Here is a 16,809-nt window from a genome sequence, read left to right as displayed (position 1 = left end):
TAAAAGGCAGCTACTGGCCTGGGCGTTATTTTTAACCCCCGGCTGTAGCTGCCTTTCTGTTCAGTTTATTCCGTTTCCCCACTCAGTCGATTCAAAAACTGGATGGCCCGTGGACTGGTCGGCTGCTCCAGCACCTGATGTGGCGTACCCTGTTCAATGATTACGCCCTGATCCATCAGGATTACATGATCCGCAACCTCTGCCGCAAATTTCATTTCATGGGTGACAATAACCATCGTCATTCCTTCGGCAGCCAATTGCTTTATAACCTTGAGCACCTCACCTACCAACTCGGGATCAAGAGCAGAGGTCGGCTCGTCGAACAAAAGCACCTCAGGTTCGACCGCCATTGCCCGGGCAATACCGACCCGTTGTTGCTGTCCTCCCGACAATTGATGCGGATAGGATTCTGCTTTATCAGCCAGTCCCACCTTCTTCAGCAGCTCCAATGCACGTTTGCGCGCTTCGTCCTTGCTTTTTTTCTGAACCGTGACTTGCCCCTCCATCACATTTTGTATCGCAGTCATATGCGGGAAGAGGTTGTAGGATTGAAATACCATCCCTGTCCGCTTACGCAGCGCCAAAATGTTTTCTTGTCGAGGCTTCGTTCCTTTCGCAAAATTCAGGGCAATATCACCTACCTGAATTTCTCCCTGATCGGGAACCTCTAGCAAATTCAAGCAGCGTAAAAGCGTTGTTTTACCAGAACCGGAAGGACCGATAATCACAAGCACTTTTCCCTTATCGAGCGTCACGCCAATCCCCTTAAGCACTTCCAGCGAGCCGAACGACTTGTGTATATTCCGAATTTGGATCACCGGTACAATCTCCTTTATCTAATGGAATAACGGCTGAGACGCTTTTCCAAATCATTTTGCAGCACAGTCAATATCGTGCTAAATAGCAGGTAAATAACTCCAGCCTCGGTATAAACTAATAGCGGTTCGTAGGTGGTAGCTACAATCTGATTAGCCGTTCTGAACATTTCCACATAGGTGATGGTGGCAGCCAGTGAGGTATCCTTTACCAAGCTGATGAATGAGTTGGCAAGCGGGGGTACGGATACACGGGAAGCTTGAGGAAGCACGATCCGCCGCAGCACTTGCCAGCGTGTCATCCCCAAGGAATATCCCGCCTCCCATTGACCCTCTTGAATGGAAATAATAGCGGCACGCATAATTTCAGAACTGTAGGCCCCCACGCTAAGCGTAAAGCCGATCACTGAAGCAATAAACGGGTCCAGTGTAATACCAACAGAAGGTAAACCGTAGAAAATAATATACAATTGCACCAGCAAAGGAGTTCCTCGAATCACCCATACATAGAAGCCGAAGATCAGCTTGAGTATTCTCCATTTGGACAACCGGGCGAGTGCAGTGATTAGCGCCAGCACAAGTCCCAGAGCAAATGAGATCAGTGTGAGCGGAATCGTAAAAGAAACCCCTGCTTTTAGCAGAGGCAATAATGAATCCATAATAATTTGTATTTGGCGATCATCCATTGTACAGACATCCTTTATTATTTGGACACATCGGCTCCAAAATATTTTTCAGAAATTTTCAGATACGTACCGTCAGCCTTCATATCAGCCAACGCTTTGTTGACTTCCTTGATCAAATCTTCGCTACCTTTATTAAATACTGCTGCGCTGTGTGAAGCATCCGAAGATTCGTCCACCTTTTTGATTGGAGCATCAGGCTTTTGCTTTTTCAGATCCAGATAGGATAATCCGTCGTTGACGGTCGCATCTACCCGTTTGGAAGTGAGGAGGTCAATAGCTTGGTTGAATCCTTCGGTTGCTACAATTTCCGCCCCGTTGCTTTTTGCGATTTGAGTCAGGTTGCTAGTCAGAGATTGCCCTGCCTTTTTACCTTTTAGATCAGCAAATTTTTGGATGTCCGTATTATCTTCACTCACGATCAGAACCGCCTTGGAGACAATGTACGGATCGGAGAAATCATATTTTTGCTTACGCTCATCTGTAATGGACACTTCATTGAATACTGCGTCAAACCGCTTGGAGTTCAAGCCTGCAAATATTCCGTCCCATTGTGTCTCGATAAATTCCGGTTGCACACCCAGCCGCTTACTTACTTCGGTTGCAATATCGACGTCAAAGCCTGTTAATTTGCCAGCAGCATCATGGTACGTAAACGGAGCATAGGTACCTTCCGTACCAATTCTCAGCTTGCCGCTCGCTTTTACAGATTCAAGGGTAGCTGCAGCCGTTGTATCTGCTTTTCCATTATTAGAACCGTTCCCTCCGGTAGATGCATCATTCGTGCTAGCGCCTTTATCATTGTTGCCGCAAGCCGAAACCAGCAATGCCATCACGATGAGTACAATCGGTAAAAAACTAAATTTTTTCATGTTGTCCACACTCTTTCCCTTTTTCTTGATAACCTAGCACAGGCTGGTCATTGAATAGTACATCATTCATTTTCGCACGTCAATGCTTTTATCCAATAATCCCTATCCAAAAGGTAAGTTATATTTTTTATCATCTAATTCTATTCTAGGTTGACTCCATCATAGGCTGGCTATTCATCTTCACTGCCCTCGCAGCAACTTTTTTGTGTACCATTACATAAGAGATTTCGTATAATAGATTTTAATATACAGATTAGAAATATTTACCGGAGTGTGATCATGGATACCCAAAATACAACTTTATCCCCTGAAGGAAGGCACTCGGCCTGGGCTACCTTTACTTCACCTTTAAAACAATCCAAAGCGTTCACCCTCTTATGGCTTGGACATTGGATCGCGATGTTAGGAAGCTCCGTCACGACAGTCATTTTGCCACTGGTTATCTATTCTTTGACAGGCTCGACCACCATCATGGGATTGGCGATGACGGTTTATATGCTGCCAAATGTACTTATTCTTCCTTTCGCAGGAATGATCGTGGACAGAATCGACCGAATTCGCCTCCTTCTGTTCACGAATGTCGCCCGCTTTGGTCTGATGTTCGTTGCTTCGGTGCTGATGTTTACGGACGGGATGAAGTTACCGTTCCTATTCGTTGGGCTTGCGTTGTACGGATTGATGGATGGTATCTTTAATCCGGCTTATTCGGCCTTACGTGCACAAGTGTTTACACCGGACATCCGCAATGCTGCCAATGCGCTAAGTCAAATCAGCATACAAGCTGTTCGTCTACTCGGTCCTCCGCTAGGAGGCTTTATTGTATCCTTTTCCTCTCCCGGCGTCGGCTTTGGACTGGATTCTATCGCTTACCTGGTATCATTTGCCTGTTTTTGGATGCTAAGTGCTCATTTGGCTTCCATCATCGGCAAACGTCAGACCAGTTCAGAACAGGAAGATCAGGGTGGACAACATTTTCTCAAGGATTTTATAGCAGGCTTTGCTATTCTTAAAAGCCATCCTTGGCTATGGATTACGATACTCGCCTTTTCTTTCATTAATATCTGTTATTCAGGTATTATCGCTGTGCTCATCCCATGGCTGTTCAAGGTGCATCATGGCTATAATCCAGTCGTATACGGCATCGCAATGGCAAGTAGTGGCATTGGTGCCATGTTGGGAGCCTTTGTGTATGGATCACGCAAGCATTGGAAACACCGCGGTCTGCTCGCTTACTTAGGAGCTTTTGTCAGCGGTCTTGCCTTACTGCTGTTGTCTATAGTCACCTGGATGCCAGGATTGATTATGAGCATGATGCTCGAAGGATTTGGTATTATGATTTTTGCGATCATCTGGGAGACCAGCCTGCAGGAATTAGTTCCCGCTGAATCCTTTGGACGTGTAGCCAGTCTGGATTTGATGTTTTCCTTCGCACTGCTTCCTGTCGGCTATCTGGCCGTAGGTGCCGTGGCGGACAAGCTTGGCGGTATCCTCACCATTGGTATGTTTGCAACCATCGGCATGTGTATCGTGCTAGGGGTTCTCATTGTTCCTCATATCAGGCGTTTTCAATAGAACACGGTGTAAACTTCTCACAAAAAAAGCTGCTCCCACAGGTTCATCTTGTGAACCTTGCAGAAGCAGCTTTTTCCATTTTGCCTGCGCCCCATAGGGGCAAGTCTATTCACTGATTCGTAAAGTTAGCCTCTGCTCCGTCCAACGGAACGGAAGATCAAGCTTACAATTACGACCAGCACAATCGCACCAATTAATGCAGGAACGATGTAGAACGATCCGATTTCAGGACCCCAGTCTCCCAGAATCAAGCTACCCAACCATCCACCGATAAAACCAGCGATGATGTTACCAATCACACCACCCGGAACATCACGACCTGCGATAATTCCTGCCAACCAACCAATAATACCACCAACAATCAATGCCCATAACCAACTCATTTTGCGTCACCTCGTTTTAGTTTTTATCGTTGTGTTCTATTATTAACCACTCGAACTCCTTTTGAACACACAGAGACCAAATGGTTAATATTACCACTCAATGGTACGCTGATTTGGGGGCTTGATACCATCCTACGTGCCTCCCAGATTATTTATGCTCTTTGTGTGAAAAGTGTGTCTCCTATCCGTTTATCCTTGTATTCCTGCTTTTTTTGTGCCATCCTCACATTATGGCTTCACTGAAGTCACTTCATGCATAGGTTACAAAAATAACAGATTATTAAGGAGTGACCCCCTCTGGAGTGTCGAGTAGGATGTGCTGCATGTTGCATTGCCATTACGATTTCTTCCCCTATTCCCGGCATGCCAGACGGAAAACCCGCTGGTGTTCCTTGCCCTCAACTCACGCCTGATTACCGCTGCCAATTATTTGGAAAACCTGAGCGTCCTGCTGTATGCAGTGGCTTTCATGCGGATAAGGATACATGCGGAGACACTAATGAAAGAGCATTTGAACTGCTGAGCGAGCTGGAGAAATCCACTTTACCGAGTAATGCCTAAGAGAACTCATTCTATATGAAGGAGAATTTTTGATTATGAATGTTATTGAAAAAAGAATTGCCGAATTGAAGCAGTACGTTCCCGATCTTACCACCCCTAAAGATATGAATTTATTTTGGGACAAAACACTGAAAGAAGTTCACGCCAAACCTGTACGTGCATTCAAAACGCCCGTAGAAACACCGTATCCTCATATGATGGCCTATCGGGTCACTTTTGAGGGGATCGATGATACGCCTCTGCATGCCTGGTATGTACGTCCCCGATTTGCAGGAGATCAGAAGCTGCCATGCATCGTTCTGTTTCATGGCTACACAGGCGGAAAGGGCTATCCTGAAGATTATTCATCTTGGCTAATGCTTGGTTTTGCTGTATTGGCGTTAGATGTTCGTGGTCAGGGAGGAGAAACGGGGGACCGTCGGAATGACCCTCACGGAACCGTTAAAGGCTGGGTCACGAAAGGAATATTGGACAAGGATACCTGCTACTACAAAACGATTACAACCGATGCCCTTAGAGCCGTAGACTGGGCGGCGGAGCAAGCCGACGTCGATTCGGCTAAAATCGCAATCAGTGGCGCCAGCCAGGGCGGTGGACTTGCATTAATGGTGGCTGCGCTCAGCGATAAAGTTGCTACGACGGTAGCGGATATTCCCAATATGTGTCATATGGATTTTGGCATGATGAATTCTACCAGTTCACTGACAGAAGCTGCCGAATTCGCAAACCGCTTCCCCGAGCATTTGGAGCAGGTACTACATACATTGAGTTATTTTGACGTGATGAATCTAGCTCATCGCATTCGTATCCCTGTCATGGTATCTGTAGGGTTGAAGGATACAGTGTGTATGCCAGAGACGATTTTCGCTGCTTACAACCGCATTGAATCACCAAAGACGATTGAAATTTATCCGTTCACGGGACATTGGGTTGAAGGTTTCCACAGACGCAAGACGGCTGAATTTTTAGTTCAAACCTTAGCATTACATTGAGTTAACGGTTTCCTCCGGTGCATAAAAAAAGAACACCACGCATCCATCTGCGCAATGTTCTTTCTACTGCATCGGAGCCAATCTCGCTTCCATAGACAAGCTCCTCGACAGTTCACAGCGAAGCACCTCTCCTGTAAAGTTTACGATGCAGTTCTCTGTTCTGCTGTCGAATCCCCTGTCCATTTTCGCACCCAAACAAAATCCATAATCATTAGACCAAACGGAATGAAGGATGCAAACATAATGAAAAGAGGCCGCCGTAAAGGCCAATGCAGTGCGGTTTTTCCATAGATTAAAGCGACGAGGAGCAACAGAAAGCTCACCCGGTATATGTTACCAATCACCATAACCGTCTGGGTCATGCCCGCAGCTTGCAGCGGCTGGTGGGTGAATAGTATCGCCAAATACGCTATAGCTTGAATCCAGAGCATGAGCCGGACACGCCCTAAAGGTGTTCTTAACACAAATGTAATCCCCTCTCCATGAGCAGAGATGTTCTCTCATCCCTTATGCATCCTTTATTATAACGAAAAGATGCCCAAACTCCAACCTATCCAGTTTTGAATTTTGACCAAATGGGTTGTGTTTGATACAGTTGTGTAAGAGGTGATTGTAAAATGCTTAAACTGGGTATACTGGACCAGTCTCATATTCCTGAAGGCGGTTCTGCTCAAGATGCATTGTCTAATACAACAGATTTAGCGCGTGAAGCTGATCAACTGGGGTACAGCCGTTATTGGGTATCCGAGCATCATGCGTCCAAAACACTAGCACACTCCAGTCCCGAGGTATTGATTGCCCATTTGGCTGCTCACACATCGCGGATTCGTGTGGGTTCAGGCGGCATTATGCTGCCACACTATAGCGCCTATAAAGTAGCTGAAAACTTCCGGTTACTGGAGGCGCTCCACCCTGGACGCATTGACTTGGGAATAGGACGTGCTCCAGGCGGCTTGCCGCTGGCTACTCGCGCATTGCAGGAAGGGAAATACCAAGCTGTCGAACAATATCCACAGCAGATTCTAGATTTAATCGACTATTTCCATGATTCGGTGCCTGACAATCATCGGTTTGCTGGCCTTCATGCCTCCCCGATGATATCAACCGTTCCTGAATTATGGTTGCTTGGCTCCAGCGGGGAGAGCGCCAGATTGGCCGCGATGATGGGTGCCTCCTACGCCTTTGCCCAATTTTTCGGTACTCCGGGCGGCGTAGAAGCTACCGCGCGTTACCACGAGCAATTCATGCCTTCGATTTTAGGAGATAAGCCTCACTCCATGGCGGCAGTTACGGTAGCCTGCGCTGAAACTGAAGAGGAAGCTGAGCAGCTGGCATCCAGTGCTAGTTTGTATTTCCTTTTACTCATGCAGGGTAAAGAAATGAATTCTCTTCCATCGGTGAAAACAGCCATGTCCTATCCCTATACAGAATTTGATCGTGAACGACTGCGCCAATCTGCAGCATGGCGAGTTGTTGGTACTCCTGAGCAGTGCAAGGAACAGCTGCTAAGACTGGCTGAGCAGTATCGTACCGATGAATTACTGGTCGTTTCTTCCATTCATGACTTCAATAAACGTGTTCAGTCCTACCGTCTGCTGGCCAAAGCTTTTAATTTGGTATAAACACAGATGAACAGAGGCTCATTTTCATTAACATTAAAACCCCCGCCTGCCTATAAAGGCAACAGCGGGGGTTTGTTGTAATATAGATACCACAAAAGTCGAATGTCATATGGTACTTTAGTAGTATATCCATCGGAACTGAAGTATAAGTTGTTTACTTCTAAAGTTCCATCATCCATATACCAAAGGCGCATACGCTATACTTTATTTCTTCAAAAGAGTGCAACCAAAAGTCCCATCTCTTTACTCATTCCAGCCAAGTTTGTCATGGCTGAATTCTAGGGTTCTATACCCCATACCAGCTTACCTTGCTGATATACGGTGCCATGGTCCCAGTCTGTGAATGCTGTTTGGGTAGCACCATAGGAGTAATCGTTGGTCTCATCAAAATTGCTCCAATTTGCAGCATGAATACGGGATTGAATTTCCCTAGTTTCGCCACCGGGCTGAATCGTTCCTGCTCCATCTGTGAAAGAAATTTCTACATATTTATCTGCCTTGACCTTCGGCTTTGGCAATGTTACAAAAGTCGCTTTTACCTTTTCGTTGCCAATCTTGGCCCAGTCTACAAAAAACTGCTGAGCTTGTTTGCTCTCATCTGTATAATAGTAGCGAATTTTCAGATCACTCAGCTTCACAGCTGTTTTACCCGTATTTTTGATATTAAATTGAGGTCGGATCGCATTATCCTTGGCATTCGTATCATCGGTGCGATATTGAAGCACGATCCCTTCATTATTACCGCCTGGTGTACTTCCACTGTGATCGTTACCATTGTTTCCACCGCTATTTCCACCATCGTTACTACCGCCATTGTTGCCGTTTCCGCCGGTATTTCCGCCGTTGCTTCCTCCTCCACCATAACTGCTGGAGCCTTCCAGAATTGCCTGTTTTACGAATTTGCCGGAAGCTGTTAATTGTGAATCAGGCCATCCACCCTTGCGATCGGCACCAGGCAACAGCGCAGCCGAGGTCTCATTTTTGTCAGCAAGCGACCAATTGGCCCAACTGATTTTACGGCTAGCCAGAAAGTCAGTCCATACTTTGGATTCATTCAGGAAAGGGCCACCGTTACCCGAAGCGTCGCTTGTCCCCCACTCGGTAGCAAAAATGCCTACACCCTTGTTCAGTGCATAATCAACCCGATCGCGCAAATATTGTCCATGTGTTCCCGCATAGAAATGCACGGTATACATTGTATTTTTGTCTGGAAGTGGATGGTCTGCTGCATCATGTACATCCTGACTCCAGGTACCTGTTCCTACAATAATAATATTATCCGGGTCCTTAGCTCGAATAACCTGAGATACCTCGGATGCATAAGGTCGAATTTGATTGTTCCAGTTCACATTCCCATTCGGCTCATTAGCAAGTTCATAGATTACGTTAGGCAAATGACCATACTTAGTGGAAAATTCATTAAAGAAAGCTTTGGCTTCATTTTTATGAATGTTCGGATCGCCATCTGAGAGAATGTGCCAGTCAATAATGACGTACAGACCCAATTTCTGTGCTGCCTCAATGGCTTCCTTCACTTTATTTTTCAATGAAGGATTGGCAATATAACCGTTTTCTTCAGTGTACAACGCAACTCGAAACACGGAAATGCCCCAATCGTCCCGCAACCATTTCATAGTGTCCTGATTCACCAGATCTCCAAACCATTGGACGCCATGAGAACTAATGCCCTTGAGCTGTACAGGCTGTCCATTTTTATCCACCAGTTTACCGCTCTTTACTGAAAGTTGTCCGTAACGTTCCACAGGGATCGTCCCGGCCGCCTCTGCTGTTGACGCATTCCAGTTAAACCCATTCGTTAACGTTAATAGCAACACTGCTGTTAGCAGTACTGCTACTCTTTTTGCGATCCTTGGCAGAATCCATTGCCTGTTCATCATTTACACATTCCTTCCTTTTAATAAAGTAGATGAGACTTATCAGTACGTTGTTCTCCGCTTTTTCGCCCCTTCCTTCATACAATAAAAGGATCAGGTCCAACATTCGATGTCACTTACCTGTATATGGATGTTACTACTATTATAGTTAGTTACATGTTACATTTCGACTTTATGCTAGAAAATGAATAAGAAGTCACGGTTTTGGGATATGTACCCTTAGTTGGCTACTGTAGAGTACTGAAAGGACAAAAGTCTCATTTAGCTATTAGAAAATTTGGTCAATTTTGGCTGGTTAACAGGTTAAAAAGAGTCTTAATTGCAACTCTTTAACTTAAAAAAAGACTGCTTCCCGATGCCTAGGCTCGGTACAGCAGTCTTATCATGATCTTGTATATGATCGGATAATGTTAACAATATCGTCTTAACGTATGATGTCCTTATTACCCCTTAGCGGCAGCTTGAGGTTCTTGGGTTGCCTGATCTTCGTTCATATCGCCGCCATCCGTCGCTTGATCTGTCAGTACAGTCTCAGATGAGTTACCCATTACCTTGTCTATAAGTTGTAGCCAAGGTTCTTCACTGCCTCCACAGCTCTCAATATCACCGAGCAGGGACTCTAGCGTGGTTCCTTCTTCTGGCAAATCAATAACTAAACTGTCTTCGTCAACTTGGATGGTGCAGCAGGTTTTCATTGTAAATCCCTCGCTTAATTCTTATTTGAGCATGCAAGTATGCTTGCTCAGATGGGATGAACTCCCACGGATCCAGGGATAAGCCTTTTGAATCCGTCTGAAATTATAAACCTAATGCATCCCAATTGCAATGAACAAACCTTGAATTTTTAAGAATTAGCGAATTAGTTCAAACATTCAGCAAGCTCCGTAAAAATCACTCCAAGCGCATAAGCCCCCGCGTCTGGATAACCAAGGCTTCTCTCTCCGACCGCTCCGGCACGTCCCATACGCGCCACGATGTTTTCTGTCTTTTTGGCCCCTAGGACAGCGGCTTGAGCACCTCGCACAAAGGCTTCCTTCACGTCAACATTTGATTTCGCGCTCTCTACCCAGCTATCCGCACATGGCACTAATGCATCAATAAGCGTTTTATCACCCACGACGGCTCCTCTACCGAAAGAACGTTCACCTGTCGATTGTATGCCTTGCACCGCAGCCTGCATCATATCTGCGAATTCGGCAATGGTCAGTTCGCTTCGTTCACCCGCAGATCGTGCTGCCGCGCGAAATGCTGAGCCCCAGATCGGACCCGAAGCCCCACCGCAGTATTCCATGATGACGAGCGAGCATGAATGGAGAAAGCTTCCCATCGTCAAGGAATCTTGGTGTAGGATGTCGCTCCATTCCCGTTTCAGCTGACGGAACCCCTTGGCAACACTCATGCCAAAGTCGCCATCGCCTGCATGAGAATCAAGATCGCAGAAAGGCACCTCATTCTTAATGATAACCTCACTCATTTTGTCAACCAGGTATATCAGATTGTTCAACGTAATCTTGTTATCCTCAATAACTGCAAAAGCAGGGGCAGTTTCCACCTCGAAAGATACTTGCCGATTTTCGTCTGCTACAGTTGATAGATCTGTGAACACGACTTGATCAGCAGGTCCAGACACCTTGAACGCAGGCGTGTTGCTTTCATGGGAAAGTAAGGTTTGCAGTTCGTCGTCCAGCTTCATGATTGAAACTGAGATGCCCGCCATATCGATACTTGTCATATAATTGTTGACGAAAGATCGATTGATCTTGATTCCCTTCGCTGCTAGTTCGCGAGTGACCGCATAATTGAAAAGATACAGTTCTTGCAGAGGCGTACCGCCAAAACCATTGATCAGCAGTGCAATTTCTCCGCTGAATCCGTTTTCGATCTGCATGTCTCGAAGGAGGTCGGTTACCATTCTGCGTGCCAGCGTATCCGCATCTGTCAGCTTCTCGCGTCTGATTCCAGGCTCGCCGTGAATACCAACGCCGTATTCGATTTCATCAGGCCCGAGCTCAAACGTTGGCGAGCCCTTCGCCGGCACGGTGCACGACGTCAATGCAAATCCGATACTGCGTACATTCGCAGCGGCTTTCTCCGCCACTGCTTTGACTTCTGCCAAACTACGCCCCTCTTCTGCCGCTGCACCCGCGATCTTATGCACAAGTACCGTGCCCGCTACACCGCGCCGTCCGACCGTATATAGACTGTCTTCTACAGCGATGTCGTCTTCGACCTTTACATAGTCCACTTCCAAACCATCTTCAGCAGCCAGATGAGCGCCGTTTCTAAAGTTCATGATATCGCCGCTGTAGTTTTTGATAATCAGCAGTGTGCCTTTTTTCCCAGCTGTTGCTCGGATGGCCTGATACACTTGAATTTGCGAAGGAGAGGCAAAAACATCACCGCAGACCGCCGCATCGAGCATCCCCTTACCGACAAAGCCGGCGTGAGCGGGCTCGTGTCCGCTGCCACCACCGCTGATGAGCGTTACTTTCTCCGTGTTCAGTTCCTTTTTCTTGAGCACTTTATATTTTGGTAGAAATTCCAACTCGGGATGCGCGAGCGCGATACCACTGCACATCTCAAGAACCAAATTTTCCGTACGGTTGATGACCTTTTTCATGCTATTTTACCTCCGCTTTGTACTGGCTGCCGATCCGGTCGGCCGCAGCAATTGCCGCTGCAACCTGCTCTACCGTGATCGGAAACGGCATGGCATGAATCGATTCCTCCTCAATGCAGGCTTTAGCAGCTACTTCCATGAGTTCTTCCTGGCTGATATGATCGACACCGATATCGGCCAAGCAGACCGGCAAACCGATGGTTAAACAGAAATCCAGTACCTGATGTAATTCTTCCGTCGGTGCGTTTTCAAGCACCAGCTGTGCGATCGTACCGAACGCGACTTTTTCTCCATGGTAATAGTGATGCGTGCCTTCCAGAATGGTGAGTCCATCATGAATCGCATGGGCCGCAGCAAGTCCGCCGCTTTCGAAGCCAAGACCTGAGAGTAAAATATTAGTTTCAATGATATTTTCGAGTGCTTGTGTAACATGATTTTCATCGCATGCCGCTTTTGCTTTGGCACCGTCTTTTAAGAGCATTTCATAGCATAACGTTGCAAGTGCCAACGCCGCATTCGTACCTACGGCTGGCGCACACTGTCCCTCGCGTACTCCATTAGGCAGTCCAGCGTTGACCCTGGAGTAAGAGCGAGAGGTCGCACGGGCTTCAAAGTATGTCGACAGTGCATCACCCATACCTGATACGAGGAATCGGGTTGGTGCATTGGCAATTACAGTGGTGTCGACTAATACGACACTCGGGCTTTGTTTAAAATAGGCGTAATCGTCGAATGCGCCTTCTGGAGTATAAAGAACGGCCGAGTGACTTGTCGGCGCATCCGTCGCAGCAATCGTCGGACAGATGATAAGCGCTTCCCCTTGTGCCACACATTTCGCCGCGTCAATCGCTTTGCCGCCGCCGAGACCAACGATGCAATCACATCCATTCGCAGTGGCGATTTCTTGGAGTCTAGACACTTCTTGTCTGGAGCACTCACCCATAAAACCGCTTTCAATAAAGGTTACGTTATACTTTTCCGTAGTGGAATCAAGCTTATCTTTCACCCGCTCCACATCGGCTGGATGCGCGATCAGTAAAGCAGATTTGCCAAAGGTACTCACATAGTAACCCAAATTCAACAATTCGTTTTCACCTTGTACATATTTGCTTGGGCTGATAAAAGCTTTTCTCATCTATAATTCCTCCCTTTAATGGTGTTGGTTTCGTTCTGATTAAAACTATAAACGAACCATGTGAACTTTACATTGGAGGAATCAAGGAATATATTATAATTTGCAATCGTATTTTTTTGCACTGAAGCATGTAAATTGTACTTTTTTGTTGTTGCTTACAGGATAATTTACTATTAAGGGATGAGAATCTTGATACGTGAACATTTGAGCATCCAGAAAATCTTTGATTTGAAAAAGTGGGAGCAGTTGCAGGATTCATTAGCATCCGTTACCAAATTAGCCATTCTCACCGTCGATTATAGAGGGAATCCCGTAACTAGTCACAGCCAATGTCAATCGTTCTGCAAGAAGGTTCGCCAAGATGAGAATCTCCTTCCCTACTGCCAGAAATGTGACTCTCGTGGTGGACTTGAAGCGGTGCGTTCCAACAAACCTTATATTTATCTCTGTCATTATGACATCGTTGACATCGCGGTACCAATCATTATCGACGATAAGTACATTGGCGCCGTCATGGCAGGTCAGGTTCGCCTAGCCGATCCTTCGAACGCTTTACAGCTGGAACAAATCCTCACATCAAAAAATGAAAAACTGTACAGCTCCAAATGGGAGGAACTTAAGGACTACTATGCCGATCTGCCGACGATGACCTATCAGGAAATTCAGATGATCTCCAACATGTTATCCTTATTGTGTAATTATATTGTTGAAGAAGCAATGAACAAAAATCTTCTCGCGGAAATGTTCGAAAAGGCTTCGGCCATACAGTCCAGTCCGCAATTGTCTGATATCCTTCCTGGCTACTCGCTGAAGCATATCGAAAGCCTTAAGAAAGAAATGAATAATTTCTTAGCAGATGCCTATCTGAACTCCTCAGGGGATGAGGATATTCCGTGCGGAAATCCTGTACTCAAACCCGCCTTTGAATATATTTATGAGCACAAAGGTGAAACTTTCTCTCTAAAAGCCATGGCTGACTTGTGTCACATTAGTCCGAGTTATTTTAGTCGGCTGTTTGCGAAGGAAACGGGTGAGAACTTTTCCAGCTATCTTGCCCGCTTAAAGATGAAATGGGCGAAGCAGCTGCTCGAAGCTACAGATATCCCTGTATCCCAGATCAGTAGTGAGCTCGGCTTTAATGAGCCAGGGTATTTTATTAAAATATTCAAAAAATATGAAGGCACAACACCCGCGGTATACCGAAAGTATTACAAGGGATAAATATAAAAAAACAGATGATTCATGGGCCTATCATTACCATGATCATCTGTTCATAATGTTCTTGCCCATGCTACCTCTTCAGTGTGTACTGATCAGGCTGCCTGACCTTTTTGTTAGTAATTATATTATGGCGTGTTTCTTTAGAGCTACTGTAATGTTTCTGACTGATCCTGAGCATTCGTTTCATTGTGCATAGATTCTGACTTTTTCTTGCGAAATAATTTGGCAAAAAACTTGCCTATCACACCAAACACACCTACACAAGCAGCACCAATGAGGACAAGCACCTTAACTCCCGCGCCCTTAATAAAAGCAAGGATTAATGCCAACAAGCCTACCTTTTTAGCTACTGCCAAGCCGGCCCCTCCCAAAATCAGTCCGGTCAGGCCATACTCAGAAATTTTGTCCGTTGAAGCATTAAAATCTTCGTATCGCTCACCTGATTTGACTGTCAGCTTGGGTAATATTTTCTCATTCAAGAACTTCTTATCCGCGTCCAAATGTGCAGGATCGGACACTAATATGGCAGAGATATAACCCTGACGAGTGAGCACACGAACATTATAATTAATCAGCTTTTCCTTGTTCCCATCCTCCGCCAGCATAGACCAGGTTAAATTATGGGTCGCTTCATTATAAAAAGGCTCCACATCCCAGCCTGTAACATACAGACGATCACTTTCCGCTTTTTCCTTGTTACTCTCTTCCGTACCCTCTTTATAACTATCTAGAATGGCATCTGCATCGATGTCTTCTTTTTCATCATCCTTGATATGTCCAAGTTCATAGTATTCAAAAACAACTTCCCAATTTTGATTTTCATCCTTCGGAAATATACTCCCAATTTCCTTGCCAGATGGCTTTTCGTGATTCATCTCGCTTACCTTCGCAGTGTTAGCCGCATCCAAAAAAAGAAGAGATGAGTCTAAATCAACCGCAGCTACATTTCCCAGGTCTACCTTTCGGCCACCCTCAATCCATTTTAATTGTTCACTAGATGAAGCCCACGCATTTCCTCCACTGAGTAACACCAGACTAAGCGCCAACAGCGCTCCCAAAATCGTTTGGCCCCATCTCATTTTGTAGTTACATCTGTTATCTAGTCTCTTATTCAAAACTCATTACCCCTTTATAAATTCCAATATCTCCCGTGTCCTCAACCATATTAGCCACTGCTTCATATTTTGTCAATTCACCGTAGCAAAGGGCGCTTCCACGACTTTATACTCATTTTTATACATATGTATGCAAATTTTCTACTCTAATCGGACTGGTTTGACAAGGTATGGATGAGCGATATAAAAAGACTCATCATGGACAAGCACAATTGCGCAATCGCTGCAACTTATCCGTTCAAGTCTCTCTCACTTATAATTTCTTAAAAGACGTATTCCTTGATATGACAATCTTGTTGATCTCAAGCCTAGTCTCAAGCACATCCATCTAGCCTATAAAATGTCGAATTTCAGCAGGTTAAGGAATGCATACTTCACCAAACAAGCGACTATAGTCTTAGTGACTTTATTCCTGTTTTTATACATATGTCGTCTTTTTTATTTAAAAAAATGTATAGGCTTACACCGGATTGATTTAACAAATACTGGGGCATAGAAGTAAAGATAGAGGGGATGCATACTCCACTCCTCTATCTGATGTTCTAATCCACAATCATCCGTCCAGCTCCACCGCCCTGCCAGCGGCCTGTTGTGCGCTTCCCCCGTCCGGCTCCTTCCAAAATCAGCACTAGTTGCCTATGGAGCTGAGCATGTGAATATTCCTTATATTCCGCACCACTTCGGTTTGCAATATAATGCTGGATAGATTCTCTGTCCACAGCCTCCAGGTTCAGGCACATCATAGCAAACATACAATCCATCGGATCGGTTGTACCGCTTTTGAGCAGCTCGGATGCAAAATAGCGCAGCGTTTCTGGGCGCAACGTACTTTGATACAACCCCGCAAAGGGGGCACGGATATCACTCCATGTATTGAATTCAGTAGCCATATCAGCAAAATCCTGATAATTGGAGCGAAGCACAGCTCCATCTTTGAGTTTGAATCGGCCCAACTCCAGTTCATCCAATCCGATCTCAGCCTCGGCCTCTAGCACAATATCTGCATGATGCACGGTGAAATCCGGGCGATCGGTTTGTTCCAAAAAGAGCAGCTTCAACACCGATAGCCGCCCCGTAGCCACATATGAAACTTCCTGCTCTTGCTCCAGCAGGTATAATTTATTTTTATGCTTTACAATGCCTCTGCCTACGGTCAGCGCATGTTCCCCGACGGTCACATTCATTCCGGTAATAATACCATCCGAATAATCCTGATACCGGATATCCAGAAAGCTACGGGGGTAATCCCGCAGATTTTCCAGCATCTCGGTTTTGAGAATGCGACCTTTTTCAAACTTTGGAACGATATGCGTTAACATGGGG

At 45.7% G+C, this 16,809-nt stretch carries 16 protein-coding genes; 5 read left to right on the top strand and 11 right to left on the bottom strand.

What is annotated here, in order from left to right; translation table 11 throughout:
* Nucleotides 1–65: 65 nt before the first annotated feature.
* Genes HFE01_RS18410 through HFE01_RS18400 form a run of 3 tightly spaced genes read right to left on the bottom strand, consistent with a single transcriptional unit; the run spans nucleotide 66 to nucleotide 2,370 of the window.
* Nucleotides 66–818 (bottom strand): amino acid ABC transporter ATP-binding protein, encoded by a 753-nt coding sequence (locus HFE01_RS18410; protein ID WP_044787609.1) that lies wholly within the window; start codon nucleotides 816–818, stop codon nucleotides 66–68.
* A gap of 14 nt (nucleotides 819–832) precedes the next feature.
* The gene (locus HFE01_RS18405; RefSeq protein ID WP_044787610.1) at nucleotides 833–1,501 is read right to left on the bottom strand and encodes an amino acid ABC transporter permease; all 669 of its coding nucleotides are present in this window, start codon (nucleotides 1,499–1,501) and stop codon (nucleotides 833–835) included.
* A gap of 17 nt (nucleotides 1,502–1,518) precedes the next feature.
* The gene (locus HFE01_RS18400) at nucleotides 1,519–2,370 is read right to left on the bottom strand and encodes an amino acid ABC transporter substrate-binding protein (RefSeq protein ID WP_167438596.1); all 852 of its coding nucleotides are present in this window, start codon (nucleotides 2,368–2,370) and stop codon (nucleotides 1,519–1,521) included.
* Between the two features lie 279 nt (nucleotides 2,371–2,649).
* On the opposite strand from HFE01_RS18400, the gene HFE01_RS18395 reads away from it, so the two are divergent.
* Nucleotides 2,650–3,942, top strand: a complete 1,293-nt coding sequence (locus HFE01_RS18395) for an MFS transporter (RefSeq protein WP_167438595.1) — start codon at nucleotides 2,650–2,652, stop codon at nucleotides 3,940–3,942.
* 125 nt (nucleotides 3,943–4,067) lie between these two features.
* Here the strand turns inward: HFE01_RS18395 and HFE01_RS18390 are convergent, their stop codons facing one another.
* Nucleotides 4,068–4,325, bottom strand: a complete 258-nt coding sequence (locus HFE01_RS18390) for a GlsB/YeaQ/YmgE family stress response membrane protein (protein ID WP_013372531.1) — start codon at nucleotides 4,323–4,325, stop codon at nucleotides 4,068–4,070.
* Between the two features lie 297 nt (nucleotides 4,326–4,622).
* Between HFE01_RS18390 and HFE01_RS18385 the strand changes: the two genes are divergently transcribed.
* Together HFE01_RS18385 and HFE01_RS18380 are read left to right on the top strand one after the other, a co-directional pair.
* Entirely contained in the window at nucleotides 4,623–4,886 is a 264-nt protein-coding gene (locus tag HFE01_RS18385; RefSeq protein ID WP_174822001.1) for a YkgJ family cysteine cluster protein, read from the top strand.
* 35 nt (nucleotides 4,887–4,921) lie between these two features.
* Entirely contained in the window at nucleotides 4,922–5,878 is a 957-nt protein-coding gene (locus HFE01_RS18380; protein ID WP_167438594.1) for an acetylxylan esterase, read from the top strand.
* Between the two features lie 140 nt (nucleotides 5,879–6,018).
* On the opposite strand, the gene HFE01_RS18375 is transcribed toward HFE01_RS18380, so the two are convergent.
* Complete coding sequence (locus tag HFE01_RS18375; protein ID WP_031462029.1) at nucleotides 6,019–6,342, bottom strand: DUF3817 domain-containing protein; 324 nt, start codon at nucleotides 6,340–6,342, stop codon at nucleotides 6,019–6,021.
* Between the two features lie 153 nt (nucleotides 6,343–6,495).
* Between HFE01_RS18375 and HFE01_RS18370 the strand changes: the two genes are divergently transcribed.
* Nucleotides 6,496–7,500, top strand: coding sequence for an LLM class flavin-dependent oxidoreductase (locus tag HFE01_RS18370; RefSeq protein WP_016818684.1), 1,005 nt, complete (start codon nucleotides 6,496–6,498; stop codon nucleotides 7,498–7,500).
* Nucleotides 7,501–7,778: 278 nt separating this feature from the next.
* Here HFE01_RS18370 and HFE01_RS18365 read toward each other — a convergent pair whose 3' ends face one another.
* From HFE01_RS18365 to HFE01_RS18350, 4 genes are all read right to left on the bottom strand, one after another.
* Nucleotides 7,779–9,398 carry a cellulase family glycosylhydrolase gene (locus HFE01_RS18365; RefSeq protein ID WP_107734606.1) on the bottom strand — a complete coding sequence of 540 codons (1,620 nt, stop codon included), beginning with the start codon at nucleotides 9,396–9,398 and terminating at the stop codon, nucleotides 7,779–7,781.
* A 440-nt stretch (nucleotides 9,399–9,838) separates the two neighbouring features.
* Complete coding sequence (locus tag HFE01_RS18360; protein ID WP_013372537.1) at nucleotides 9,839–10,090, bottom strand: hypothetical protein; 252 nt, start codon at nucleotides 10,088–10,090, stop codon at nucleotides 9,839–9,841.
* A 164-nt stretch (nucleotides 10,091–10,254) separates the two neighbouring features.
* Nucleotides 10,255–12,015 carry a dihydroxyacetone kinase subunit DhaK gene (gene dhaK, locus HFE01_RS18355; protein WP_107734604.1) on the bottom strand — a complete coding sequence of 587 codons (1,761 nt, stop codon included), beginning with the start codon at nucleotides 12,013–12,015 and terminating at the stop codon, nucleotides 10,255–10,257.
* Nucleotide 12,016: 1 nt separating this feature from the next.
* Nucleotides 12,017–13,150, bottom strand: coding sequence for a glycerol dehydrogenase (locus tag HFE01_RS18350; protein WP_016818681.1), 1,134 nt, complete (start codon nucleotides 13,148–13,150; stop codon nucleotides 12,017–12,019).
* Nucleotides 13,151–13,339: 189 nt separating this feature from the next.
* Here HFE01_RS18350 and HFE01_RS18345 point away from each other — a divergent pair, with 189 nt between their 5' ends.
* Nucleotides 13,340–14,371 carry a PocR ligand-binding domain-containing protein gene (locus HFE01_RS18345; RefSeq protein ID WP_029514300.1) on the top strand — a complete coding sequence of 344 codons (1,032 nt, stop codon included), beginning with the start codon at nucleotides 13,340–13,342 and terminating at the stop codon, nucleotides 14,369–14,371.
* A 146-nt stretch (nucleotides 14,372–14,517) separates the two neighbouring features.
* On the opposite strand, the gene HFE01_RS18340 is transcribed toward HFE01_RS18345, so the two are convergent.
* Nucleotides 14,518–15,450, bottom strand: coding sequence for a DUF2167 domain-containing protein (locus HFE01_RS18340; protein WP_107734603.1), 933 nt, complete (start codon nucleotides 15,448–15,450; stop codon nucleotides 14,518–14,520).
* Between the two features lie 578 nt (nucleotides 15,451–16,028).
* On the bottom strand, nucleotides 16,029–16,805 hold the full coding sequence (locus tag HFE01_RS18335) for a DNA and RNA helicase (RefSeq protein WP_107734600.1): 777 nt from the start codon (nucleotides 16,803–16,805) through the stop codon (nucleotides 16,029–16,031).
* Nucleotides 16,806–16,809: the final 4 nt, after the last annotated feature.

Origin of the sequence: Paenibacillus sp. EKM10P (genome assembly GCF_011800655.1) — a bacterium.
Lineage (GTDB): Bacteria > Bacillota > Bacilli > Paenibacillales > Paenibacillaceae > Paenibacillus > Paenibacillus polymyxa.
Note: the sequence above shows the minus strand (reverse complement) of the source record. Positions and strands in the feature narration are given on the sequence as shown.